The following is a 23,949-nucleotide window of genomic DNA, read 5'->3' on the forward strand; positions in this document are numbered from 1 at the left end:
CGGGCGAGCACCTGAAAGATGAAGGTGGCGAACATGGCAGCGAGAAAACCCGCCGCCACATGGTCCGCCCCGGCCTGCAAGCGGCGGGCGATGTTTCGCATGACCTGGATCTCCGGAACTCAGAGAGCGTTGATCTTGTCGACCATGCCTTCCGGCCAGGACTTGGAGAAGTCCGACTCCAGATACTGCTTCTGCACATGGGTGCGGAACGCTTCGATATCCGGTGTGTAGACCTTCAGGCCCTGATCCTTGAAGAACTGCTCCAGCTCGGACTCAAGTGCCAGCTGCTTCTGGCGCCCGCTTTCGGCAGCATCGTCGGCAGCCTTCTGCACGGCAGCCTGCTGCTCCGGAGTCAGGCTGTCCCAGACCTTCTTCGAGAAGGCGATGTAGTTGAGATCAACCAGATGCGAGGTCAGAACGATCTGCTTCGTGACTTCATAGAACTTCACGTCGCGGTTGGTCGGCAGCGGATTGTCCTGACCATCGATCGCACCCGTCTGCAGGCCGGTATAGACCTCGGTGAAGGCCATCGGAACGGGGCTCGCGCCAAGCGCCTTGCCGAGGAACTGCCAGGCATCGGAGCCCGGCATGCGCAGCTTGACGCCGGCCAGATCCGCAGGGGTCTTCACTTCCTTGTCCGTGCGCAGGTTCAACTGGCGCCGGCCAAGGTACATGACCGCCAGCAGCTTCACGCCCAGCTCATCCTCAACCTTCTGCTTCAGCGGCTGCATGAACTCAGCAGCAAACACCTTCTTCTGGTGCTCGGCGTCCTTGTGCAGGTAGCCAGCGGTGAAGATAGAGAATTCCGGGAAAATCGCTGCCAGCTCCTGGGCCGAAGTGATGGCCATTTCAAGATTACCGCGGGCAATGGCCTCCAGCTCGGTGCCCTGCTTGAACAGCGAGGCATTATAATGCGGCTGATACTCTGCAAACTCTGCAATCGCCGGAGCAAAGACGGAGGAAAGCGCAACGGTTCGGCTGTCGGTCTCGGTCGCAGGCGTCGACATGCGCAGGGTGATCTTGTCAGCGGCAAGTGCCGGAATCGTGCACAGAACGGCTGCACCGGCAGAGACGGCAGCAACGGTGCTCAGAAACTTGCGGCGGGTCAGGCTCAGATCCATCATATCCTCCCAGATCGGTCTTGTTCAGGCCCCGGTCTTGCTCCTCCAAGCCAGGTAGCCGCCCGTTGCCAGACCAGCGTGAAATTCACGCCACTGGAAAACGGAATGACAGTGTCGTAACATGTCAGCATGCGGTTAGCAATCTGGGTAAAGCAGGAATGAACATGCAAACGATGCCCCGGAAAAAGACCGGACGCCGGAGGCAGAAAGTGTGGCGGCAAAACCGGTCTCCTTGCGCCAGGCTGCCTATGAGGGAATTGAGGAGTTGCTGAATTCTGGCCGCCTGCGGCCCGGTCAGCTCATCAGTCAGCGTGAACTCATGGACATGACCGGCGCAACCCTGGGCGCCGTGCGTGAAGCAATCCCGCGCTTCGAGGCAGAAGGCCTGCTTGTCACCGTTCCCAAGCGCGGCCTGATGGTGCCGGGGCTCGACATTCACTTCGTTCGCGACGCCTATCAGATGCGCCGCCTGCTCGAAGTTGCAGCGCTGCCTGAAATCGCCGCCAAGCTTGACCCTGCCTTGCTGAAAAGCTGGATTGCCAGCCATCAGGAAGGCCAGGAGCAATTGTTGACCGCTGATCCGTCAGGCCATGACGAAGCCGCGCATATGATCCAGCACCTCGACTGGCAGATGCATGAGGGGCTGATTGCGGCGCTGGGCAATGCAGTTATGAGCAATGTCTACCGCGTCAATGCCATCAAGGTGCGGATGGCGGTGCAATCACAGATCAAGGTCACCCCGGCCAATGCAGTGCGCGTCATCCGCGAGCATCTGGCCTTTCTGGAGCCCATGGCGGAGCGGCGTTACCCAGAGGCGCAGCAGGCATTGGCCCACCACATCACCAATTCCATGCGCATCGCGCTGGGCGAGACGATCACAGGTGGCCCATAACCCACTCGTCAAACCACATGTCAGGCACTGACCTGCTCCAGCGTGCGCATGGCAAATTCTCCGCGCAGTTCGCCATAAACGGCTGCCTGCACCTGAATGTGGGATCGCATAAGCCGCTCGGCCGCAGCCGTATCGCCAGATTCCAGAGCGTCAAGGATGTCCCGGTGCTCCTGCATGGAGGCGCGCAACCGGTCTGCGGCAGCAAGCTGGGCCTGCCGGAAAGGCCTGAGGCGGCGCTGCATGGCGCGCGTTTCCTCCGCCAGAAAACTGTTGCCGGAAGCATCGTAGATCAGGCCATGGAAGATGGCGTTCTCGTCGTAGTAGCGGCGGAAGTCTCCGGCGGCAAAGGCCCTCTCGCATCCATCCGCCGCACGCCGCAGCAGCATCAGCTGGGCCGCCGTAACACGGGCTGCAGCGAGACGGGCGCACCAGGCCTCAAGCTCGGCCATCACCTCGAACATTTCGACCAGCCGCACAAAATCGGGCTGGCGGACGAAGGCCCCACGGTTGTGGATAAGCTCGACCAGACCGGCGGCGGACAGCAGCCGCAAGGCCTCACGCAGCGGCGTGCGCGACACGCCAAACTCACGGGCCAGCGACACCTCATCGAGCCTTTCGCCCTGACTGAAGCGTCCCTCGGCGATAAGGCCTTCAAGCTGCTCAAAAATATGTTCTGCGGTTGGCAGTTTGACAGTGCTCACGGCCGTTCTCCTTCTCCCGCAAACCTCTATGGCGGGAAGCCGGGCATCCCGCAAGGTCAGGACAGCGTATCACCCGATTGCATGTAGAGTGTCATTTTTTGTGTACAAAACTAAAAAATCGCGTACGCTGACAATGTAACAAGCTCGAAACGGGCAAGAGGGGAAGATTGATGAAGCTTTTGACGACTGCCGCGGCAGCGATCCTGCCTGCATGCCTGCTCTCCACTTCAGCACTTGCCGGAAAGGCGGATGATACACTCAACATTGCCTTCACCAAGGAAGTTGAGCATATCGATCCTTACTTCAACACGGCCCGCGAAGGCCTTCTTCTGGCTACTGCAATCTGGGATGAACTTGTCTACCGCGACCAGAAAACCGGCGAATACAAGGGTGTATTGGCCACGAGCTGGAACTGGGTTGACGACAAGACCCTGGAACTGAAGCTGCGCGAAGGCGTCAAGTTCCACAACGGCGAGGCATTCGATGCCGATGACGTCGTCTACACTCTGAACTACACGGTCGATCCGAAAAATGGCATCAAGGCAACCGCCAAGACCAGCTGGATCGACCACGCGGAGAAAGTGGACCAGTTCACTGTCCGCATACACACCAAGGGCCCCTTCCCGGCCGCCCTCGAATATCTCGCAAATGGCGTGATCATTCACCCCAACGAATATTACGCAGCCGTTGGCCCGGATGGCGTCGCGACCAAGCCGATCGGCACTGGCCCCTACATGGTCGAGAGCCTTGATCCCGGCAAACATTATGTGCTGAAGCAGTTTGACGGATACGTCGAAACGGCAAAGCCGAAAGCCTCCATCGGCACCGTGGACATCCGCACCGTTCCGGACACCAACACGCAGATGGCCGAGCTGTTCAGCGGCTCCGTTGATCTCGTCTGGGGCGTACCGGCCGATCAGGCGGAAAAGATGGCGACGCTTGAGCAGTTCCAGATCGTCAACGCTCCGACCATGCGCGTCGGCTACCTGTCGATGGATGCGGCTGGCCGCACCTCTGCCGATACTCCGATGAAGGACATCCGCGTCCGTCAGGCGATTTATCACGCCATCAACCGTCAGGGAATCGTCGATGCCCTGCTGAAGGGATCCTCGCAGGTGGTGGACAGCGCGTGTTCGCCCGTCCAGTTTGGGTGTGATCAGGACCTTCCGACCTACGCCTATGACCCGGAGAAGGCAAAGGCCCTTCTGGCTGAGGCAGGCTATCCGAACGGCTTCGAGATGGACCTTTACGCCTACCGTGACCGCCCGCTCGCCGAAGCCATGATCGGCATGCTGGCTGGTGTCGGCATCAAGGCCAACCTCAACTACCTGCAGTATTCGGCCCTGCGCGAAAAGCGCCTCAAGGGTGAAGTCGCGATCTCTTTCCAGACCTGGGGCTCGAACTCCATCGCCGATGTGTCGGCCATCGCCAGCCAGTTCTTCAAGATGCAGGGCGAGGATGATGCCCGTGATGCGGAGCTTCAGGCCATCCTCGACAAGGGTGACTTCTCTGTCGACGACGCCGCACGCAAGGCCGCCTACAAGGAAGCCCTGACCTATATCGTCGACAAGGCCTACTGGGTGCCGCTGTGGACCTATTCGTCCAATTACGTGATGGGCCAGGACGTGTCCTTCACCCCCACACCGGACGAGCTGGTGCGGTTCAACGAGATCAGCTGGAAGTAAGCTCCTGATCCGCCGGCGCCGGGTCCTCCCGGCGCCGGGCCGACCGTGCCTTCGCCCCCAAGGCGAAGCTGCGCCAAGACAAGACCGGAGGCGGCCAGCCCGTCTCCCTTCCTTTTCATGCAGGCGGCAAGATGCTCAAGTTCATCCTCTCAAAACTCGGACTGGCAGCCCTTGTGGCGCTGACAGTCTCCTTTTTCAGTTTCATGCTGCTGTTCATGGCAGGCGACCCGGCCGTCGCAATCGCCGGTCACGAAGCACCACCGGAAGCCATTGCCGCCATCCGTGCCCAGTACGGTTTCGACAAGCCGCTGCTGACCCAATATGGCGAATGGCTGCTGCGTGCCCTCTCCGGCGATTTCGGCATGAGCTACTATTTCAAGGTGCCCGTCGCCGATCTCATTGCAGACCGGCTGCCTGTCACCTTCATCGTCGGCAGTCTGGGCATGAGCTTTGCCCTCATCGTCGCCATTCCGATGGGCGTCATTGCCGCCGCCTTCCCGAACACAATCATTGATCGTATCGCGCTCGCGATCGCCGTTGTCGGTCAGGCGATCCCGAGCTTCTGGTTCGCGCTGATCCTGATTGTCGTCTTTGCCGTCAATCTCGGCGTTGTTCCCGCTTCCGGGACGAGAGTCTGGACGGGCTACATCCTGCCCATGGTCGTGCTCGGCTATTACGCCACCCCCGCCATCATGCGCCTGACCCGTGCCGGCATGCTGGAGGTGCTCAACGCCGACTATATCCGCACCGCCCGGGCCAAGGGGCTCAACTGGCGCATCGTGCTGTTCAAGCATGCGCTGCGCAACGCCATCATCCCTGTCGTCAGCCTCGCCGCCGTGCAGCTTGGTTTCATGTTCGGCGGTTCGGTCATCGTGGAGACGATCTTCGCGCTGCATGGCGCCGGGTATCTGGCGTGGGAGTCCATTTCCCGCAATGACCTGCCGACCTTGCAGGCCCTCATTCTGATCTTTGCGATGCTCTACATCGTCTTCACCTTCCTGGCCGATGTGCTGAATGCCTGGCTGGACCCGCGGCTGAGGAGCGCCTGACATGAGCACACCTTCCAACACGGCCGTTCCGGCGGCAGCACCCCGCGCAACGCTTTCCCCATCACGCCAGATCCTGCGCAAGGCTCTTCGCCACAAGGGCTTTCTCATCGGCTTCATCATTGTCGCCTTTACGGCCGCCGTTGCGCTGCTGGCCCCGGTCCTTGCCCCGCATGACCCCTATCATCAGGATCTTCTGATGCGCATGAAGCCGCCCGTGTTTATGGGTGGCACCTGGGAGCACATTCTGGGCACCGACCAGCTCGGCCGCGACTATCTCTCCCGCCTCATCTATGGCGCCCGTATCTCGCTGCTGATCGGCTTTGTGGCGGCGATGATCTCCGCCGTCATTGGCACAACGCTGGGCGTGCTCGCCGGCTATTTCGGCGGCCGGGTTGATGCGGTGGTGATGTTCATTCTGTCTGTGCGCCTCGCACTGCCGGCGACGCTTGTTGCGCTGGCGGTGGTGGCCATCTTTGGCGGCTCGCTGCAGGTCGTCGTCACTGTGCTCGGCCTGCTGCTGTGGGACCGCTTTGCCGTGGTCATGCGCGCCGCCACCATGCAGGTGCGGCAGATGGACTATATCTCCGCCGCAGAAGTGCTCGGCGCCAGCCTGCCGCGCATTCTGTGGAAGGATGTGCTCCCCAACGTGATGAATGCGCTGATCGTCGTCATCACGCTGGAAATGGCTCATGCCATCATTCTGGAAGCCGCCCTCTCCTTCCTCGGCCTCGGTGTGCAGCCGCCGCTGCCGTCCTGGGGGCTGATGATTTCCGAAGGCCGTCCGATGATCCTGTTCGAGAGCTGGCTGATCACCATACCGGGTGTAGCCCTCTTCGCGCTCGTCCTGGGCATCAACGTGCTGGGCGACGGCATCCGTGACATCACCGCGCCCGAAGGGAGAAACTGATGACCATGACCGGCAACACCGTTCTGTCCATCAAGGGCCTGACCATCGACTTGCCGGAAGGCGGCGACCGGCCCCATGCGGTGGAAAATCTCTCCGTTGAAATCCGCGAAAACGAGATCCTCTGCATTGTCGGAGAATCCGGGTCGGGCAAGTCGATCACCTCCTTTGCTGCCATGGGCCTGCTGCCCAAGGCGCTGAAGCCATCGGCCGGTGAAATCTGGTTCGAGGGCAAGGATCTTCTCAAGCTGTCCGCCCGCGAGCACATGGAACTGCGCGGCAACCGCATGGGCATGATCTTCCAGGAGCCTATGAGCGCGCTCAACCCGTGCTACACCGTGGGCGAGCAGATCGAAGAAGTCTTCCGCGCCCACACCACCATGCCCCGTGCCGAGCAGAAGGCCCGCACGATTGCGTTGCTGACGGAAGTGCGCCTGCCCGATCCGGAACGTATCTACCATGCCTATCCGCATCAGCTTTCCGGCGGCCAGCGCCAGCGCATTGTCATTGCCATGGCGCTGGCCATGGAGCCGCGGCTGCTGATCGCCGACGAGCCAACGACCGCTCTCGACGTGACGACGCAGGCCCAGATCCTGAGCATGTTCAAGCAGCTCAAGGAGACCCACAAGGCCGGCATCCTGTTCGTTACCCACGACTTCGATGTGGTGGCGGAACTTGCCGACCGCGTGGTGGTGATGCAGAAGGGCATTGTGGTGGAACAAGGCACGGCGGAAGAGGTTCTGAACCGGCCGAAACATCCATACACGCGTATGCTCATTGATGCTGTGCCGCGCAAGCACAGCGGCAAGGGCGGGCCGGAAACCGGCAAGCCCGTTGCGCTGAAGGTCGCAGGCATCGAAAAGACCTTCCGCAGCCCGCGCAGCCTGTTCAAACCCGCGAGAACGGTTCAGGCCGTGCGCCCCATCGACTTCGAGGTTCTGCAAGGCCAGACCCTCGGCATTGTCGGCGAGTCCGGTTCAGGCAAGACCACGCTGGTGCGCTGTCTGATGGGACTGGAGGAGCCGGATGAAGGCTCTGTCTTCATCGGCAACGAGCGGCTGGACATCACGACAGCCGCCGGCCGCCGTGCCTTCCGCCGCCATATCCAGATCGTCTTCCAGGACCCTTACGGCTCGCTGAACCCGCGCCGCAAGATCGGTGACCTGCTATTGGAAGGCCCCACCAACTTCGGCGTCCCGCGTGCACAGGCCCTGGAGAAGGCGAAAGAGCTGCTCAGGATCGTGCGGCTGGAGCAGGACGCCCTCAACCGCTATCCGTCGCAGTTCTCCGGCGGGCAGCGCCAGCGTATTTCCATTGCCCGCGCCTTGATGGTAGATCCGAAAATCCTTATTGCCGATGAGGCTGTTTCAGCACTTGATGTATCGGTTCAAAAGGACGTGCTCAAGCTGCTGGCCGACATCAAGAAAAAGGTCGGCCTGACGATCCTCTTCATCACCCATGATCTACGGGTGGCTGCCGAAATCTCCGACCATATCCTCGTGATGCAGAAAGGCGTCGCTGTGGAATATGGCACGGTGGATGAGGTCTTCGGCAATCCGCAGAACGAGTATACCCGCCAGCTTCTCTCCGCCATGCCCGGCCGTGGCTGGGAAGTGCCGGACATCGCCGCCCTTGGCCCCGCCATCACGGCGCCGCAACCCATTCCAGCATGAGCATTGCAGACATGACCACACGACAGGACCTCATCGCCGCCGCCTCCCGCTATGTCACGGAAGGCGGACTGGAAACCGATCTCGCCCGGCTTGTTGCGCACAAGTCGGTCAGCCAGTCCGAAGGCAAACCGGAAGATCTGATGGCCTATCTCACCGGCGAGATTGAGCCGATGCTGACCGCCATGGGTTTTGAGGTGGCCATTCACGCCAACCCGCGCCCCGGTGGAGCGCCGCTTTTGACGGGCGTGCGCATCGAGGATCCTGCTCTTCCCACCGTGCTGGTCTATGGCCATGGGGATGTATGCAATGGCGAGGCGCACCGCTGGCGGGAGGGTCTGTCCCCCTTCGTCCTGACCCGCGAGGATGACAAGCTCTACGGGCGCGGCACCGCCGACAACAAGGTGCAGCATCTGATCAACCTCAAGGCCTTGGAACTGATCCTCAAGGAGAAAGGCCGCCTTGGATTCAATGCCAAGGTCATCATCGAAATGGCCGAAGAGACGGGCTCCTATGGCCTCAGGGACTTCTTTGAGGAAAAGAAGGACCTGCTCGCCTCGGACGTTCTCATTGCCTCGGACGGCCCGCGCCTTGCCGCTGACACGCCGACCATGTTCATGGGCTCGCGCGGTGGCATGGGCATTGATCTCACCGTGGATCTGCGCCCATCGGACCATCACTCCGGCAATTTTGGTGGCCTGCTGGCCGATCCTGCGATCATCCTGGCCCACGCCATTGCCTCGATCACCGACAAGCGCGGCCAGATCCGCATCAAGGAATGGCTGCCCAACAGTCTGACGCCTGACATCCGCGCCGCACTGAAGGATCTGCCGCCCCGCCGCCACGACGCGGATTGGGGACAGGAAGACCTGACGCCTTCGGAGCGCGTCTTCGGCTGGAACTCCGTGGCCGTGCTGGCCATGGCCAATGGCAACATCGATGCCCCGCAGAATGCCATTTCCGGCAAGGCAAAGGCGACGATCCAGCTGCGCTTCGTGGTCGGTACGGATGTGGAAGACGTCATCCCTGCCCTGCGCCGTCATCTGGACAAGGAAGGCTTCCCGCAGGTCGAGGTGAAACCTTCACGCGGCGAAGGCTTCCGCGCCACCCGCTTCCCGCCGGATCATCCGTGGGTGAAATTCGTGGAACAGTCTCTGGCGAAAACAGCAGGCAAGAAGCCGCATGTGCTGCCGAACCTCGCCGGCTCCCTGCCGAATGATGCCTTCACCGAGATCCTCGGCCTGCCCACCATCTGGGTGCCCCACTCCCATGCCGAATGCGGCCAGCACGGCCCCAACGAGCACGTGCTGCTGCCGGTGATGGAAGAAGGCATGCGGCTGATGACCGGCCTGTTCCTCGATATCGCCGAAAATGGCACCTCCCTGCCGCGCCGGGTGTGAGAACGCGCATTTTCGTATAAGGGGTGAAGTCATTTTTCCGGCGCCATCCCATCAGCAGTGGTCGCCCGGGCGGAACGAAGTGAAGACCCGGGGACTACTCGCTCCAAGAGCAGTCATTGGACCTGCGGAAGGTGCGGCAAGCTTCTGATGTCACCCGGAATTCAGTGCAGCAGACTTCGGCACCTCTCTCCAAACGAGTAGACCCCGGCACGCGCTACGCTTGGCCGGGGTGGCTCCGTGCCTTTTGGCGTCGCAAAGCCAGCTCAAGGCAGTTCGACTTGCAGGTCCTGCACTTCCCCCTCAGTCACGCTTGCGTGAGCCTCCAGCCCATTCCCTGTATCCCTTGTTGGTTCTCCCGATCCTCTGCCCCATATGCGAGTGAAACTGCGTGCGGCTTTGCCGCGTGTTCACACGTCTTGTTCAAGCTGCGGAGATCCTTGATGCCCCTGTCACGCCTCTTCCCCTTGGTCTTGCCGCCGTTATGGCGGGCGCCGCACCTGCTGCCATCGCGCAGGAAAACCTTCTCTACAAGGCGATTGACTTCCAGATGGTAGAGGTCGCGGGGGAACTGGAGCATCCCTGGAGCCTCGCCTTCCTGCCCGATGGGCGGATGCTCGTCACCGAACGGCCGGGACGGCTGCGGATCGTGGGCGCCGATGGCAGCCTGAGCGCGCCGCTCAAAGGACTGCCGGAGATCTATGACAGTGGTCAGGGCGGGCTGCTGGATGTGATCCTTGATCCGGACTTTGCAGAGAACAGCACGATCTACTTCTCCTATTCCACGCCGGTGGAGCGGCGTGGCACCACGCGCATTGCCAGGGCAAAGCTGGCGGATACAAGCCTTGAGGACGTGACCGTTCTCTTCACTGCAAAGACGAAGGGTTCCAATGGACGCCATTTCGGCTCGCGGCTTGTCTTCGGCAAGGATGGCTATCTTTACGCGAGCATTGGCGACCATGGCGCAGACGAAACGGCACAGGATCTGTCGCTGCATTCGGGCAAGATCATCCGCATCACGAAGGATGGCGCGCCTGCGCCGGATAACCCCTTCCTCAACACGGCTGGCGCGCTGCCGGAAATCTACACCTATGGCAACCGTAACCCGCAGGGCATGGCGCTGGCCCCCTCCGGTGAGATCTGGGCCAACGAGCATGGACCGCGCGGTGGTGACGAAGTCAACGTGATCAAGGCCGGGCTCAATTTTGGCTGGCCGGACACGACCTACGGGCGCGCCTATTCCGGCCTGCCGATGGGCGAAGGCCCGGAGAAAGAGGGCGTGACGCCGCCCATTCGGGTCTATATCCCCTCCATCGCCCCCTCCGGCATGGCATTCTACCAAGGCAACGCCTTCAAGGAATGGCAGGGTGACCTGTTCATGGGCGCTCTGGCGCTGACCCACCTCAACCGGCTTGATATCAAGGATGGCAAGATCGTGGGCGAAGAGCGCCTGCTGGAAGATCTCGGCTGGCGCATCCGTGACGTACGCGAGGGCCCGGACGGCTTTCTCTATCTGCTCACGGATGCCGAAGACGGCAAGCTGGTACGTATTGAGCCAGCTAAATAACCTCAATATCCGCCAGCCGAGTTGCCATCAATGGTCACCCGGCTGGCGGTGATTCCGTCTGGACCGGTGGAGAGACCGGCAGCACCGCCACGCACCTGCGTGCCGTTTTCGGGGCTGGAAGTAATCACCGCACCGCCTACACCAACTGAAGCGCAGCCAGCAGGAACAAGGGCTGCGGCCATCGCAGCGGCAAGAAAAAAGGTTCGGAGCGGTTCTGGAGCATGGCGCATCATCGGGCTTCCTGTGTCTGGAATGGAGTGATCTGCATCCTCACAGGCAGATGAAGCCGGACAGGCGCAGATCGTTGTCATTCAGCAGCATGCAGACGCGCATGGCAAAGATGCGGCAGGATGAAAGGCGTTCCAGGCGGCGGCACGGCGCCAACGCGCAAGGGGCAGGAATAGACCTCCGAGAGAACCTCCGTTGTCAGCGTTTCTGCCGTGGCGCCGCAGGAAATCACCTGCCCCGCCTTCAGGGCGAGCACCCGCGCCGCATACATGGCCGTGAGGTTGAGGTCATGCATCACGGCAACGACGCCGCCTCCGGCTCGCGCATAGTCTGCGGCCAGATCCATGATCATCAGCTGATGGTGAATATCGAGACTGGCGACGGGCTCGTCCAGAAACAGCCAGCGCGGCCCTTCCGGCCCCACCGGCTCCCAGATCTGGCACAGCACGCGGGCAAGCTGCGCCCGCTGCTGCTCGCCGCCGGACAATGATTGATATTGCCGCCCGCCAAAGCCGTTCAGCCCCACCCGCGCCAGTGCTTCGCGCACACGGGCGTCGGCCGGTGGCACTCCTGCCCCGCCAAGCCGCACCAGTTCCGTGACGGTCAGCGGAAAGGCGATGGCCGAGCTTTGCGGTAGCACGGCCCGGAAGCGCGCCAGCACATGTGCCGGAACGCGGCGCAGATCTTGGCCGTTGAGCGACACGGTCCCGTTGTGACGGTGTTCGCCACAAATGGCCTTGAGCAGCGTGCTCTTGCCTGAGCCGTTCGGCCCTGCAATCGCTGTCACCTCGCCCGCCTGCGCCTCGAAGGAGACGTTCCGCACGATCTCGCGCCCGGAGAGCGAAACGGTGAGGCCTTTCACATCCAGCGTTGCCATGTCCATCATCCCAGCGTAAAGCCCCGCCGCGTCAGCAGTATCCAGAGGAAGAAGGGCGCGCCCGCCAGCGCGGTGAGAATGCCGATGGGCAGTTCGGCGGGCGTCACGATGGTGCGTGCCACGGTGTCGGCAAGGAGCAGCAGGCTCGCCCCCAGCAGCGCAGAGGCAGGCAGAAGGTAACGGTGATCAGGGCCGATGGTCAGCCGCAACAGATGTGGCACGACGATGCCAACAAAGCCGATACCACCGCTGACCGCCACCCCGGCTCCGGTTGCAGCCGCAACGGCCACGATGCTCAGCCGCTTCAGCCGCTGCACGGGAATGCCCAGATGCCCCGCCGCCGCCTCGCCCAGCACCAGCGCATTCAGCCCGCGTGCCATGAAGGGCATGGCCGCAAGCACGGCTGCGATCACCGGCGCGCACATCAAAACCTTGTCTGTTGTCGCACCCGCAAGCGATCCCAGAAGCCAGAAATTGATATCCCGCAGCTGCTTGTCATCCGCGGTAAAGATCAAAAGGCCAATGGCGGCCCCTGCGAGCGCTGCAACGGCAATGCCTGCAAGCAGCATGGTTGCCACGTCTGTGTAGCCACCCCGCGTGCCGATCCGGTAGAGAAGAGCCGTTGTGGCAAGGCCACCGAGAAAGGCCGCAAAAGGCAACGCCAGAATGCCGAGCGAGGCCATCAGGCCGGCGGGCAGCCAGGACCCGGCGACAATCATCAGCGCCGCCCCAAGTCCGGCGCCTGACGAGACGCCGACGATGCCAGGATCGGCAAGCGGATTGCGGAACAGCCCCTGCATCAGCACACCGGAGACGGCCAGCCCTGCGCCCACAAACACACCCACCACCATGCGCGGAAAGCGGATATCGGTGAGGATGATCCGGTCCCGCATGGCCAACGGCCCCTCGCCTTCCCGGCCTGTCAGAATGCCGATAAGTGCATCGAGGCTCGCAAGGCCCGTCGGGCCCGTCATCAGCGCCACCAGGATGGCAAGGATCAGGAGGACGGAGAGTCCGGCAATCACCAGCCGCGCCCGCCCGCTGCGGTCCCCTTCGAGAGGCCCGAGATCAACTTGCGCGGCTTCAGCTGCTGTCATGGCCATCTGCAGGCTCCTCACTGGCTGGCCGCTGCGGCCTTGTCAAAGGCGGCTGAGAGCTCACGCACGGCATCGGCGGTACGCGGGCCGAAGCCGATCATGAAGAGCCCGTCCATCCGCACAATGGCTCCGGCCTGCACGGCAGGCGTCAGGGAAAGTGCCGCATTGGCGCGCATCTGGTTCAGCGTCGCATCATGCTGGCCGCCGCGTTCCATCATCAAAATAATGTCCGGCTTTGCCTCAGTGATGGCCTCATCGCTGAGGGGCTTGTAGCCTTTGAATCCCGACATCGCATTGACACCGCCAGCAAGCTGAATGACAGCATCGGCCGCCGAACCCTCACCGGAGGCCATGATCCGTCCCCCTGCATGGACAGGATGAAGAGCACACGCGGCTTGACCTCCCGCTTCGCAGCAGCTTCCGCCACAGCCTTGAGATCGGCTTCCAGCTTCACCGCCAGGTCTTCGGCCTTGTCCTCCAGCCCCAGCGCCTTGCCCACCACCCGCACCTTTTCGGCAACGCCTTCTGCGGTGTAGCGGTCCGGCACCATGACGAGCGGCACACCAGCCTTCTTCAGCACATCCAGCGCTTCCGCCGGGCCGCTACCCTCGATGACCAGCAAGCCATCGGGGGCGACCGCCAGCACGCCTTCCGGCGACAGCGCGCGCATGTAACCCGTGTCGGGCAGCGCCAGCGCCTCCGGCGGATAGGAACTGGTGCTGTCGCGCGCCACCAGCCGGTCTTCCGCACCAAGCGCATAGACCACCTCCGTCACGGCTCCGCCAACGGACACAATCCGCTGCGCCCCGGCAAGAGAGACTGGCTCCTGTGCACTGGCTTCGGGAGCCGTGAAGCCAAGGCCAAGGCTCAACAGCGCCACGGCCATGGACGTGAGCGACAGGCTGCACGGACGGGAGAGAGGAAAGCAAACGCATCGTCTTATCCTTGCAAAGCGACGGGTTCATTCGGCGGCAAACGGGAGTACCGCTGTCTGCGGAGCAAGGCGCGGCAGGTGTTCCACCAGTTCGCGCCAGTCACTGCGCTCATGGTTGCCCTCGCCGCGCACGCCAAAGAACTGGATGATGAGGTTGCCATCGGCGCCATAAGCTTCCAGTGACGTCACATGCCCCACATCCGCTCCCTTGCGCACGGCCCAGATCTCGCTGATGTGGTCGAGCCGCAGATGCAGATGGAAGGTCGGGTCCATGACGTTGATCCACGGCCCCATCTCCTTGATGTTCATCACCGGACCGGAATGGATCTGCACGCATCCCCGGTTGGCAACGAAGCACATCAGCGGGATCGCGTTGTCAGACACCAGCCGCAGCATGGCGCGGATGCTGTCACCATCCACCTGCCAGGCCTTGTCCTCGCCCGCCAGTGCCAGCGCGTTGATGCGCTCGATATCGAGTTCGCGCAGGATGCTGAAGAACTGATGCGGATCTTTCATCGCCGACCACCGGCTGCGCAGATCGCCCGCCTTGCTGCCATCGACGGGGCGGCGAGGTTCAGGCCGCGGACGCTGGGGGACGGTCCCCAGGCCCGGTGCCTGGTCCGGAAGTGCCAGGCGCTCCACCAGCGCCTCGAAGGCCTCCACATTGGAAGCGGCACGCAAATGCACCTTGAACACGGCCTCGCCATGGGCGTCGAATACCTGCAGGCTGCGGCGCGGCCCTGATCTGAGGGCTTTTCCATCGCAAAGGCGTGCACCCAATGCGAAGGAAACATTCGGGTGTCGATCTGGCTGCCCAGCATCAGGCCGGTGCGGGTGCCATTCACAAACCTTTCAAACGGCCCGATTTTCTCATGAACAGCGCTTTCGTTGCGGGTCAGGGCCATCACCTCGCCCACAGCCTGCATGCCTTCGCAGATGCCGGCCATGGAGGCTCCGACGCGGCGCACGCCATTGCCGCAGAACGCGGCAACAAGTTGCGCTTCGCTGATCCCCAGCTCCTGCGCCAGATCCCGCTCGCGGCGGTCCGGATTGGCGCTGACAGCGGCGCGGATCTCCTCCGGCGCCAGATCGCGATAGGCATTAGACGTCATTGTTTCCCCCGGTTTGCTGGGTGCCCTGCTGACAGCTGGCAAGCGTTCGCGCCTGCTAACGGCAGGCCTCTGCAGAACGCGTTTCAAGCATGGTGCGTGATAACAACCGGCGGCCGGAAGCTGGGGTCTTGCCTGGCAGGCCCGCCGTTCTGTTCAAATTCATCCGGCGGCCCAACCGCGCAAGATCCCGCAAAAAATGCTGATCCGCGACAGGATCGTCACCGCCGATAGTTGACTTCAATATTCATCTTTTGTATCGACCGCAATACCTGAATACGTTAATCAGGTTTTAGAGTTTGACAGTTCAGCGAGCGAGCCCTTTGCCAGCCAGCGAGACACACCAGAAAGAGGCACATAAAATGACTCGCGGACGGGGCACGGCAGGGTATTGGCTGAGCGGGGTAGCGCTGATTGCGCTCGCATGTGCAGGCAGCGCAAATGCGCAGCAGGCGCCTGTGGCAGAGAAAGCGGCAGAGAAGCCGCAGGCCACGACTGCATTGCAGAAGATCGTTCTCGGCGCCGGGCAGGAGAAGGTCGCCATCGATACGCCGCAGGCCGTGACGGTGATTGATCAGGAGCAGATCGACAATACTCAAGCGACGACCATCGGCGATATTTTCAGCCAGACACCGGGCATCACCGTCGTGGGCAGCGACCGCATCGGCGGGCAGGCTTTCAACATCCGCGGTATCGGCGATCTGGGGTCGGCGGACGAATCCAAGATCATCATCACGGTGGATGGCGCCAACAAGTTCTTCGAAATGTACCGCATGGGCTCCTTCTTCTCGGACCCCGAGCTCTACAAGCGTGTCGAGGTTCTGCGCGGTCCTGCCTCCTCCACGCTGTATGGCGCCGGTGCCCTTGGCGGTGTCATCAATTTCGAGACGAAGGACGCTTCCGACTTCCTTGAAGAGGGCGAGACGGTCGCCGTCCGCCTGAAGACGGGATTTGACAGCAACAAGAACGGGCTGATGACATCGGCCATTGCTGCCATGCGCCTTGGCCCCAATACCGAAGCCCTGATCAACGGCAACTTCCGCCGCTCGTCCGATTACGAGACGGGCAATGGCACCCGTGTGGTTGGTTCGGCTTTCGACAGCTTCTCTGGCCTTGCCAAGGTCACCCATCACTTCGGTGAGAACAACGAGCAGTCGGTGCGCCTGTCCTATGAGCGCTGGCAGAGCGACGCGGACAACACCGCCTACTCGCAGACCGGCACGCTGGATGCCTTCGGCAACATCGACCGGGAGATCACCGACCAGACTGTGGTTCTGGCCTATGCGAACCCGGCCAGCGACAATCCGTTCCTGGATCTGAAGGTCAACCTCTCCTTCTCTGACACGCAGGTCGCACAGACCAACGCCCGTGCGCCGCGGGCCTCGGTCATGCGCTCACCCGAGCTGTTCTACGATGCCGATTATGGCTACCGCACCTGGCAGGCCAAGGTCGAGAACACCTTCGAGTTCAAAGGCGATACCTGGGAAAACTATCTGACTGCTGGTACGCAGGTCAGTTACCAGGAGCGCACTGCCAGCACCAAGGGCGGTGCGGGTTGGATCGACTTCCATCCGGAAGGCACGGACACCAAGGTCGGTGTCTTTGCGCAGAATGAGTTCATCTGGAACGACCGGCTGACCATCACTCCGGGCATGCGCCTTGACTATGTGACCGTGCGTCCGGACAGCGTGATCCCGAATGCTTCAACCCAGTCCGACTACGCTTTCTCACCCAAGCTCGCCGCGCTTTACAAGTTCACGGACAGTTTCTCGGTCTTCGGCTCTGTTGCCCGCACCGAACGCCTGCCGACGCTGGACGAACTGTTCTCGACCGGCGCACGCAACACGACCTATCCCGGCGGGCGCAGCGTCAGCCTTGACCTGAAGAAGGAGGAATCCTTCAACTACGAAGCAGGCTTTGCCATTAACCGGCAGAACCTGTTCCAGGACAACGACAGCATCGCGCTGAAGACCACCGGCTTTTACAACGATCTGACGAACCTGATCACCACGGGTCCGCAGCGCCAGCGCGCGGCTGTGCCCTATTATGTGAACGTCAACAGCGCGCACATCTACGGTGTGGAACTCGAAGCCGCGTATGACTCGCGCTACGTGTTCGCCAGCGCCGCCTACAGCTGGACGCGCGGCAAGAACGAGACCACCAATACCGCCCTCACGACCATTCCGGCTGAAACGGTTGCCCTGACCCTCGGCGGCCGCATCCCGGACTACAACGTCAATTTCGGCTGGCGCGCCAATTTCACAGGCTCTGCTGATGCAGGCGCCACCACAGGCCCCTTCCCCGGCTATGCCCTGCATGATGCCTTCGTGAACTGGAAGCTCGATGAGGGCCAGTTCAAGGGGCTGGAGCTGCGCGCCTCCGTCGAGAACATCTTTGACAAGCGCTACCGCAACAATCTCTCCGGAGATGATGGCAAGGGGCGCACGTTCAAATTGTCCGTCAACAAGAAATTCGGATGGTGACATGACACTGGCACGCAAATTCGAAGTGATCGCAGCCGCTGCGCTTTCGCTCTCCACCCTCTACGGGACGGCCCTGGCCCAGACGGGCACGGCTGCGGCAGAAGGGGTCAAGCTGGAGCTGAACCGGGCGGCGGATGCCGGCAACGGATGCCTTCTGACCTTCGTTGCCACCAATGGCACCGGGGCAGCGCTGGAGACGGCAGGCTTCGAATTCGTGCTTTTCAACAAGGAAGGACTGGTGGACCGCATGACCGTCTTCGACTTCGGCTCACTGCCGGAAGGCAAGACAGTGGTCCGCCAGTTCCAGATCCCGAACCAGCCCTGCACGGGCATCGGTTCCATTCTCGTCAACGGCGCTTCCGGCTGCAAGGCAGCCACTGCCAGCCCGCTGTGCAGCGCGCCGCTGACCACAACAAGCCGCACTGACATCGGCTTCACCCGGTAAGGACACGGACATGCTGGATTCCCCTATCTCGCCCCGATCTTCAGCTTCATCGAGCTTGGCGGTTCGGTTGTCGCGCTCATCGGGCTCATGTCGGTTGTTGCTGGCGCCATTGTCATTGCCAAGTTTGTCCAGTTCGCACGGTTCCGCACTGCCCGTCCGGGCCGGGCCCGGAGGCCGCTGGCCTGTGGCGGGCCGGACGGCGCAAGGAGGCTCTGGTGCGCCTCGCACGCCCGGTCAGCGCCGCAGAACATGCAGTCGTCACCGCCATGCGGCTGACGGCAGCCGGTCAGATGGACCGCAGCGCCATTGAGGACGAGATTGCCCGCGTCGCAACCCAGCAGCTGCATTCGCTCCAGTCCGGCACCCGCGCACTCGACAACATCGCCCAGCTGGCCCCGCTTCTGGGTCTGTTTGGGACGGTTCTGGGCATGATCGACGCCTTCCAGGCGCTTCAGAATGCGGGAGATTCGGTTGATCCGTCGATCCTCGCCGGCGGCATCTGGGTGGCCCTGCTGACCACCGCTGCGGGTCTTGCCGTCGCCATGCCGGTAGCAGCACTGCTGGCCATGTTTGAATCCTGGATCGAGGCAGAGCGCATTGCGGTCGAGACCCTGAGCGCCCAGGTTCTGGTGGATGTTGCCCAGCACGACCATGAGCGCCATGTGCCTGCCACTCAGGACAGTGCCGCACTCGGGAAGGTTTCCCATGCGCATTGACATGCCGCAGCGGCGCAGGCGGCCGCTGTCGATGACCTCCCTCATCGACGTGATTTTCCTGCTGCTGCTGTTCTTCATGCTGTCCACCACCTTCACCCAGTTTGCGGGGGTGGATCTGGGCAAGCCCGGTCAAGCTGGCGGCGGCGCCTCCGGCACGCCGGGCATCCTCGTTTTTGTCGAGGCCGATGGCCTGCGCATCAACGGCATTCCGGTATTGCCTGAGGAAATGCAGGAACGGTTGACTGACCTGCAGGAAAAGGGCGCGGCCTCTGCCCTTGTCGTCGCCCGTGAAGGGGCGAACGCCCAGGCCCTGATCGACACCGTCCAGACCGTGCGCCGCATTGCGCCGGCGCTGACCCTGCACGTCGCCCGGTAACGGCAGCGGAAGCAAGGAGCTACAGATATGGCTGTGCGGATTCCGCGCGAAAAAACAAACGGCAGATGGAGACGACCATCTCGCTGATCAACATCGTTTTCCTGATGCTGATTTTCTTTCTGGTCGCCGGCCAGCTTGCGCCTCCCGCCGACAAGGAGGTGGAGCTGGTGGAGACCACGGATGCGGAAAGCCTGCCGCCACCGGAGGCACTTTATGTGCGTGCGGATGGTACGCTGGTGTTCCGTGGTCAACCGACTGATGCCGCTTCCTATCTCGCTGCCAATCCGCTGCCCGCCGAAGGGCCGGAGAGCATGCTGAAGCTGGGCGTTGACCGTAACCTTGATGCCGCGCGCCTCGTGGAAATCGTTGACGAGCTCTATGCCGCTGGGGCCCCCGCAGTCCGTGTCGTGACACGGAAGGCAGGCACGCAATGAAGCTGAGACCCTGGCATCTCGCAGCCGCTCTGCTGGCCTCTGTCAGCCTGCATTTTGGCGCGGTCGCGCTGACTGTGGACACGTCCGAGGAACCGGCCCTGCTGGAAGGCGGTGGTGGCGGTTCCGTCTCAATGCTGGGCGAAGCCTATACGGACATGCTGACTGCAGGCGATCCGGACACTGCCAACGCGGTTGCCGCCGAGTCCCCAGACACTCTTGCCCCGGTTGATCCGGACGCGGCAGAGCCGGAGACGCAGGAGCAGATCACCGCGCAGGAAGTGCCTGTGCAGGAGGCAAGCGAAACGCCGGTTCAGGAGCCGCTGCAGCAGATGGCGGAAGTCCAGCCGCAGGAGGCCGCACCGGTGGAAGAGCTGGCGATCCAGCCGCTGACGAACGCTGAAGCAATCGTACCGCTCAACGAGACACCGGATGAGACGGTTACCGCAATCGAACCGGTTCCTGTGCCGGACGTGCGGCCGAAGGATCTGGCCACCAAGGTGGCTGAGGCTAAGCCCGAGCAACCGGTAAAAAAGACCCAGAAGAAGAAACCGGAAGCGCAGCGGCAACCAAGCACACAGAAGGGCAATAGCAAGGCCAACGCGGTTCAGGGCGCTGGCGGCGCCGCCAATCAGGTGGCCTCGCAAGGCAGTTCCGAGAACCAGGGCCGGTCAACGATCCTCGGCAATTCAAACCGGACCAACTACAAGGGTCAGGTTCAACGGGCTTTGCAAAGGGCAATGCGCCGCGTCCGTTCCCGAGCATCCGGCCTGGCCACCGTATCCTTTGTGGTCAGCAAGGACGGCAGCGTTTCCGGCATTCGCATCTCCGGCAGCTCCGGCAATCCTGAGGTGGATGAAGTGGCGCTGGAACTCGTCCGCCGCGCCGCTCCCTTCCCGCCCATCCCGGCAGAAGAAGGCCGGTCGACCTGGAATTTCAATGTTCCCGTCGAGATCACACGCCGTTAAGCTGTGTTGATCTGGCCTGAACCATGGTGCATGGCCATCGAAAAGAGAACGGAGAGAGCCAATGCCAGCACCGGAAGATGCCACGATGATGAGCGCGCGCGACGGGCTTGATCCGTCCTTGCGCTGCACCCGCTGGCAGCACCGCAAGACGGGCGGCATCTACCGGATCGTAGGCCAATGCCGGATCGAGGCCACGGGCGACGAGGCCTTCCTCTATCAAGGCGCCGACGGCACCATCTGGGCCCGCCCTTGCGGCGAGTTCATGGATGGACGGTTCGAGCCTTTGGACGGCGATTGAGCCTCAGGCCGCAACAATCCTGTCTTCCAGCCGGAAGCGGAAAATGCGGGTGATCTGGACCAGTGCGGTTTCAAATTCAGCCTGCGGGCTGTTGCCAAGCCGTGCCTCGAAGGCATCAAGGATCATGTGCTTCGTTGCGCCCTTGACCGCGAAAATGAACGGGAAGCCGAAGCGGGCACGGTAGGCATCGTTGAGGGTGGTGAACCGGGCAAACTCATCGGCCGTCAGCCGGTCAAGGCCCGCCCCCGCCTGTTCCTTCCGCGAATCCTCGGCAATATCCCCGGCAATCGCCGCCCTGCCCGCCAGATCCGGATGAGCCCGGACCAGCGCCAGTTGCTGCTCATGCGAAGCACCGCGCATGGCCGCTTCAAACGCGGCAATCAGATCCTCCCGCCGGACAAAAGGCCCCGCAGCAAAGGCGGCTTCCGCCACCCAGGGCGAATGCTCGGCGACATCGCCGAAGGCAGACATGAATGCCTCAAGTCCAAGCGCTGCAAGCGAGGCTTCAGGGATCGGAAAGGCTATCTGCGCGGCGGACATGAGAGAATGCTCCAACTTCTTGCGTCCAGGTCCCATCACTTGTTCTGGGCAATCCAGCGGCCCAGCTCTTCGCGCTGCTCCGGCGTCATGCCCGTCTCGTTGCCAAGCGGCATGGCATCGGACTGGACCGCCTGCACCATCACCTGATCCGCATAGCGGCGCAGCTCGGCCAGCGTTTCAAGATGGATACCCTTGGGTGCTTCACTGAAGCCCTCATGTGTTGGCGTTGCGGCATGGCACATGGCGCAGTTGTTGCGGATCAGCGTCAGCGCCGTTGCATCGGAGACAGCATCGCCGCCGGAGAAGTCACGCGGGGCGGTCATCACCAGCGCGGCGGCAAAGCCAAGCGCGGCAATGGGAAGGCTCCACCAATACCGGTTCAGCGGATCACCCGCCTCATGCCGGTTGAGGAAATGCCGGACCATGCCGCCCATCAGCAGCACAAGGCCGACGAGAAGCCAGGCATGCGGATGGCCGGTCAGCATCGGATAGTGGTTTGACACCATCATCAGCAGCACGGGCAGCGTCAGATAGTTGTTGTGCACCGAGCGCTGCTTGCCCATCTGGCCGAGCCTCGGGTCCGGCGCTTCGCCGCGCAGCAAGCTGGCGACAATCTTCTTCTGGTTCGGAATAATCAGGCCAAACACATTGACGGCCATGATCGTACCGATGAACGCACCAACGTGGATCAACGCGCCGCGCCCTGAGAACACCTGCGTGAACATGTAGGACGCCGCCATGATGAGCGCGAAGACACACAGCGCCAGCAGCGGCGTGCTGCGGCCGATGGGTGAGCGGCACAGCCCGTCATAGATGAACCAGCCCGCCACGAGACTGATCACCGAGATCAGAACCGCCTCAGACGGCATCATCTGAAGCTTATTTACATCAATGAGATAAGATGATGCGTTGAAGTAATACTGCACCACCAGAATCGCAAATCCGGTCACCCAGGTGAGATAGGCCTCCCACTTGTACCAGATGAGATCCTGCGGCAGGTAGGCCGGGGCAACCGTGAACTTCTCCACGTGATAGAACCCGCCGCCGTGCACTTCCCAGGCCGTGCCGTAGACGCCCTCACGCATCCCCTCCCGCTTTCGCAGCGAGAGATCGAGGGCGATGAAATAGAAGGAGGTACCGATCCAGCCGATGCCCACCACCAGATGGGCCCAGCGGAAGAGCAGATTCAGCCATTCTGCGGCAAAGGTCATGGTCATGGGCAGCTCTGGACAGGATTGTTTTTATCTGAAGGACATGCGCAGCCACAGCGGAGAGCCCGGCCGCGCACGATCATTGTGCAAGAGCAAACCGGCCCGCAGGCTCACCACCTGCGGGCCGCTGCAAGTCTTACTGCGGCAGCTTGTCGTCGATGCCTTTGACGTACCAGTTCATGCCGAGGATGGCACCATCCTCGAGACGCACGCCATCAGCAGCCCCTTCCGAGCCGTCCTGCTTGGTGATCGGGCCCGTGAAAGGCTCCCAGCCGCCCTTGATCTTCTCTTCCGTGGCCTTGGCCATGGCGACAACATCATCCGGCAGGTTGGTGTAGGGCGCCATCACCACGTGGCCCTCTTTCAGGCCAGCCCAGGTCTGCTCGCTCTTCCAGGTGCCGTCGAGAACAGCCTGAACGCGCTCGATATAATAGGGAGCCCAGTCGTCCACGATAGCCGTCATCTGCGACTTCGGCGCAAACTTGATCATGTCGGAGGCCTGGCCGAAGCCGAGCACGCCGCGCTCTTCAGCCACCTGCAGCGGAGCGGTGGAGTCCGTGTGCTGCGAGATGATATCGGCGCCCTGATCCATCAGCGCCTTGGCGGCATCAGCTTCCTTGGCCGGGTCGAACCAGGAATTGGCCCAGACGATCTTGACCTTGAAGTCCGGGTTGACCGACTGAGCGCCCAGCATGAAGGCGTTGATGCCGGAAACCACTTCCGGGATCGGGAAAGAGCCGATGTAGCCGGCGGTGCCGGTCTTGGACATCTTGGCTGCGATCTGGCCGATGATGTAGCGGCCTTCGTGGAACTTGGAGTTATAGGTCGCAACGTTCTCAGCGGTCTTGTAACCGGTCGCGTGCTCGAACTTCACGTTCGGATACTTCTGAGCCACCTTGATGGTCGGGTTCATGTAGCCGAAGGACGTGGTGAAGATGATGCCGCAGCCTTCACGGGCGAAGCGCTCGATGGCGCGCTCGCTGTCCGGGCCTTCCGGAACGTTCTCCAGATAGGCGGTCTCGACCTTGCCAGCGAAGTGCTTTTCCACGGCCTGACGGCCCTGATCGTGCTGGTAGGTCCAGCCGAAGTCGCCCACCGGGCCGATATAGACGAAGCAGGCCTTGAGATCGGCAGCCTGAGCAGTTGCGAGCGAGCCAGCCAGTGCGGCGGCGGCGACAGTGGCTTTCAGCAAAGTCTTCATGTTCACACTTCCCCTTCGGTTCTCGTTGGGACCGGATATGCAGCGGGTC

At 62.1% G+C, this 23,949-nt stretch carries 22 protein-coding genes and 2 pseudogenes; 14 read left to right on the forward strand and 10 right to left on the reverse strand.

From position 1 onward, the window contains the following. Nucleotides 1-119: 119 nt before the first annotated feature. Nucleotides 120-1,121: a sialic acid TRAP transporter substrate-binding protein SiaP gene (locus ACQB61_RS08820; protein ID WP_430512326.1), complete on the reverse strand. Its 1,002-nt coding sequence runs from the start codon at nt 1,119-1,121 to the stop codon at nt 120-122. A 211-nt stretch (nt 1,122-1,332) separates the two neighbouring features. Here ACQB61_RS08820 and ACQB61_RS08825 point away from each other — a divergent pair, with 211 nt between their 5' ends. Then, a complete protein-coding gene (locus tag ACQB61_RS08825) occupies nt 1,333-2,013 on the forward strand; it encodes a GntR family transcriptional regulator (RefSeq protein WP_430512327.1) in 681 nt (226 codons plus the stop codon). A 20-nt stretch (nt 2,014-2,033) separates the two neighbouring features. Here ACQB61_RS08825 and ACQB61_RS08830 read toward each other — a convergent pair whose 3' ends face one another. Continuing rightward, nucleotides 2,034-2,714, reverse strand: coding sequence for a GntR family transcriptional regulator (locus ACQB61_RS08830; protein ID WP_430512328.1), 681 nt, complete (start codon nt 2,712-2,714; stop codon nt 2,034-2,036). 170 nt (nt 2,715-2,884) lie between these two features. Here ACQB61_RS08830 and ACQB61_RS08835 point away from each other — a divergent pair, with 170 nt between their 5' ends. From ACQB61_RS08835 to ACQB61_RS08860, 6 genes are all read left to right on the forward strand, one after another. Further along, complete coding sequence (locus tag ACQB61_RS08835) at nt 2,885-4,399, forward strand: ABC transporter substrate-binding protein (protein WP_430512329.1); 1,515 nt, start codon at nt 2,885-2,887, stop codon at nt 4,397-4,399. Between the two features lie 131 nt (nt 4,400-4,530). Continuing rightward, nucleotides 4,531-5,448 (forward strand): ABC transporter permease, encoded by a 918-nt coding sequence (locus ACQB61_RS08840; RefSeq protein WP_430512330.1) that lies wholly within the window; start codon nt 4,531-4,533, stop codon nt 5,446-5,448. 1 nt (nt 5,449) lies between these two features. Beyond that, entirely contained in the window at nt 5,450-6,355 is a 906-nt protein-coding gene (locus ACQB61_RS08845) for an ABC transporter permease (protein WP_430512331.1), read from the forward strand. Continuing rightward, a complete protein-coding gene (locus ACQB61_RS08850) occupies nt 6,355-8,025 on the forward strand; it encodes a dipeptide ABC transporter ATP-binding protein (protein WP_430512332.1) in 1,671 nt (556 codons plus the stop codon). Before ACQB61_RS08845 ends, ACQB61_RS08850 begins: the two co-directional genes overlap by 1 nt. Before the next feature lie 11 nt (nt 8,026-8,036). Continuing rightward, complete coding sequence (locus ACQB61_RS08855) at nt 8,037-9,422, forward strand: M20 family metallopeptidase (protein WP_430512333.1); 1,386 nt, start codon at nt 8,037-8,039, stop codon at nt 9,420-9,422. 403 nt (nt 9,423-9,825) lie between these two features. Further along, the gene (locus ACQB61_RS08860) at nt 9,826-10,986 is read left to right on the forward strand and encodes a PQQ-dependent sugar dehydrogenase (protein ID WP_430512334.1); all 1,161 of its coding nucleotides are present in this window, start codon (nt 9,826-9,828) and stop codon (nt 10,984-10,986) included. A gap of 2 nt (nt 10,987-10,988) precedes the next feature. Here ACQB61_RS08860 and ACQB61_RS08865 read toward each other — a convergent pair whose 3' ends face one another. From ACQB61_RS08865 to ACQB61_RS08885, 5 genes and pseudogenes are all read right to left on the reverse strand, one after another. Next, entirely contained in the window at nt 10,989-11,114 is a 126-nt protein-coding gene (locus ACQB61_RS08865) for a hypothetical protein (protein WP_430512335.1), read from the reverse strand. A gap of 179 nt (nt 11,115-11,293) precedes the next feature. Beyond that, nucleotides 11,294-12,097 carry a heme ABC transporter ATP-binding protein gene (locus ACQB61_RS08870; protein ID WP_430514332.1) on the reverse strand — a complete coding sequence of 268 codons (804 nt, stop codon included), beginning with the start codon at nt 12,095-12,097 and terminating at the stop codon, nt 11,294-11,296. Then, nucleotides 12,097-13,194 carry a FecCD family ABC transporter permease gene (locus ACQB61_RS08875; RefSeq protein WP_430512336.1) on the reverse strand — a complete coding sequence of 366 codons (1,098 nt, stop codon included), beginning with the start codon at nt 13,192-13,194 and terminating at the stop codon, nt 12,097-12,099. Before ACQB61_RS08875 ends, ACQB61_RS08870 begins: the two co-directional genes overlap by 1 nt. A gap of 11 nt (nt 13,195-13,205) precedes the next feature. After that, nucleotides 13,206-14,074, reverse strand: a pseudogene (locus ACQB61_RS08880) (heme/hemin ABC transporter substrate-binding protein). Between the two features lie 75 nt (nt 14,075-14,149). Next, nucleotides 14,150-15,234, reverse strand: a pseudogene (locus ACQB61_RS08885) (hemin-degrading factor). Between the two features lie 359 nt (nt 15,235-15,593). On the opposite strand from ACQB61_RS08885, the gene ACQB61_RS08890 reads away from it, so the two are divergent. The 7 genes from ACQB61_RS08890 (at nt 15,594) to ACQB61_RS08920 (ending at nt 20,948) form a co-directional block, all read left to right on the forward strand. Further along, a complete protein-coding gene (locus ACQB61_RS08890; RefSeq protein WP_430512337.1) occupies nt 15,594-17,714 on the forward strand; it encodes a TonB-dependent hemoglobin/transferrin/lactoferrin family receptor in 2,121 nt (706 codons plus the stop codon). A gap of 1 nt (nt 17,715) precedes the next feature. Next, nucleotides 17,716-18,159: a hypothetical protein gene (locus ACQB61_RS08895; protein ID WP_430512338.1), complete on the forward strand. Its 444-nt coding sequence runs from the start codon at nt 17,716-17,718 to the stop codon at nt 18,157-18,159. Nucleotides 18,160-18,374: 215 nt separating this feature from the next. Then, entirely contained in the window at nt 18,375-18,875 is a 501-nt protein-coding gene (locus ACQB61_RS08900; RefSeq protein WP_430512339.1) for a MotA/TolQ/ExbB proton channel family protein, read from the forward strand. Next, nucleotides 18,865-19,251: a biopolymer transporter ExbD gene (locus ACQB61_RS08905; protein ID WP_430512340.1), complete on the forward strand. Its 387-nt coding sequence runs from the start codon at nt 18,865-18,867 to the stop codon at nt 19,249-19,251. Before ACQB61_RS08900 ends, ACQB61_RS08905 begins: the two co-directional genes overlap by 11 nt. A 65-nt stretch (nt 19,252-19,316) precedes the next feature. Further along, complete coding sequence (locus tag ACQB61_RS08910; RefSeq protein ID WP_430512341.1) at nt 19,317-19,685, forward strand: ExbD/TolR family protein; 369 nt, start codon at nt 19,317-19,319, stop codon at nt 19,683-19,685. Continuing rightward, nucleotides 19,682-20,650, forward strand: a complete 969-nt coding sequence (locus ACQB61_RS08915) for a TonB family protein (protein WP_430512342.1) — start codon at nt 19,682-19,684, stop codon at nt 20,648-20,650. The genes ACQB61_RS08910 and ACQB61_RS08915 overlap by 4 nt, the downstream gene beginning before the upstream one ends. Before the next feature lie 61 nt (nt 20,651-20,711). Continuing rightward, complete coding sequence (locus ACQB61_RS08920) at nt 20,712-20,948, forward strand: hypothetical protein (RefSeq protein WP_430512343.1); 237 nt, start codon at nt 20,712-20,714, stop codon at nt 20,946-20,948. Between the two features lie 3 nt (nt 20,949-20,951). Here the strand turns inward: ACQB61_RS08920 and uraD are convergent, their stop codons facing one another. The 3 genes from uraD to ACQB61_RS08935 all read right to left on the reverse strand — a co-directional run bounded on the left by uraD (nt 20,952) and on the right by ACQB61_RS08935 (nt 23,900). Continuing rightward, nucleotides 20,952-21,488, reverse strand: coding sequence for a 2-oxo-4-hydroxy-4-carboxy-5-ureidoimidazoline decarboxylase (gene uraD, locus ACQB61_RS08925; RefSeq protein ID WP_430512344.1), 537 nt, complete (start codon nt 21,486-21,488; stop codon nt 20,952-20,954). Between the two features lie 35 nt (nt 21,489-21,523). Then, entirely contained in the window at nt 21,524-22,705 is a 1,182-nt protein-coding gene (locus ACQB61_RS08930; RefSeq protein WP_430512345.1) for a urate hydroxylase PuuD, read from the reverse strand. Between the two features lie 130 nt (nt 22,706-22,835). After that, a complete protein-coding gene (locus ACQB61_RS08935) occupies nt 22,836-23,900 on the reverse strand; it encodes a BMP family ABC transporter substrate-binding protein (RefSeq protein WP_430512346.1) in 1,065 nt (354 codons plus the stop codon). Nucleotides 23,901-23,949: the final 49 nt, after the last annotated feature.

This window comes from Pannonibacter phragmitetus (genome assembly GCF_050510895.1).
In the GTDB taxonomy this organism is placed as follows: Bacteria; Pseudomonadota; Alphaproteobacteria; order Rhizobiales; family Stappiaceae; genus Pannonibacter; species Pannonibacter phragmitetus_B.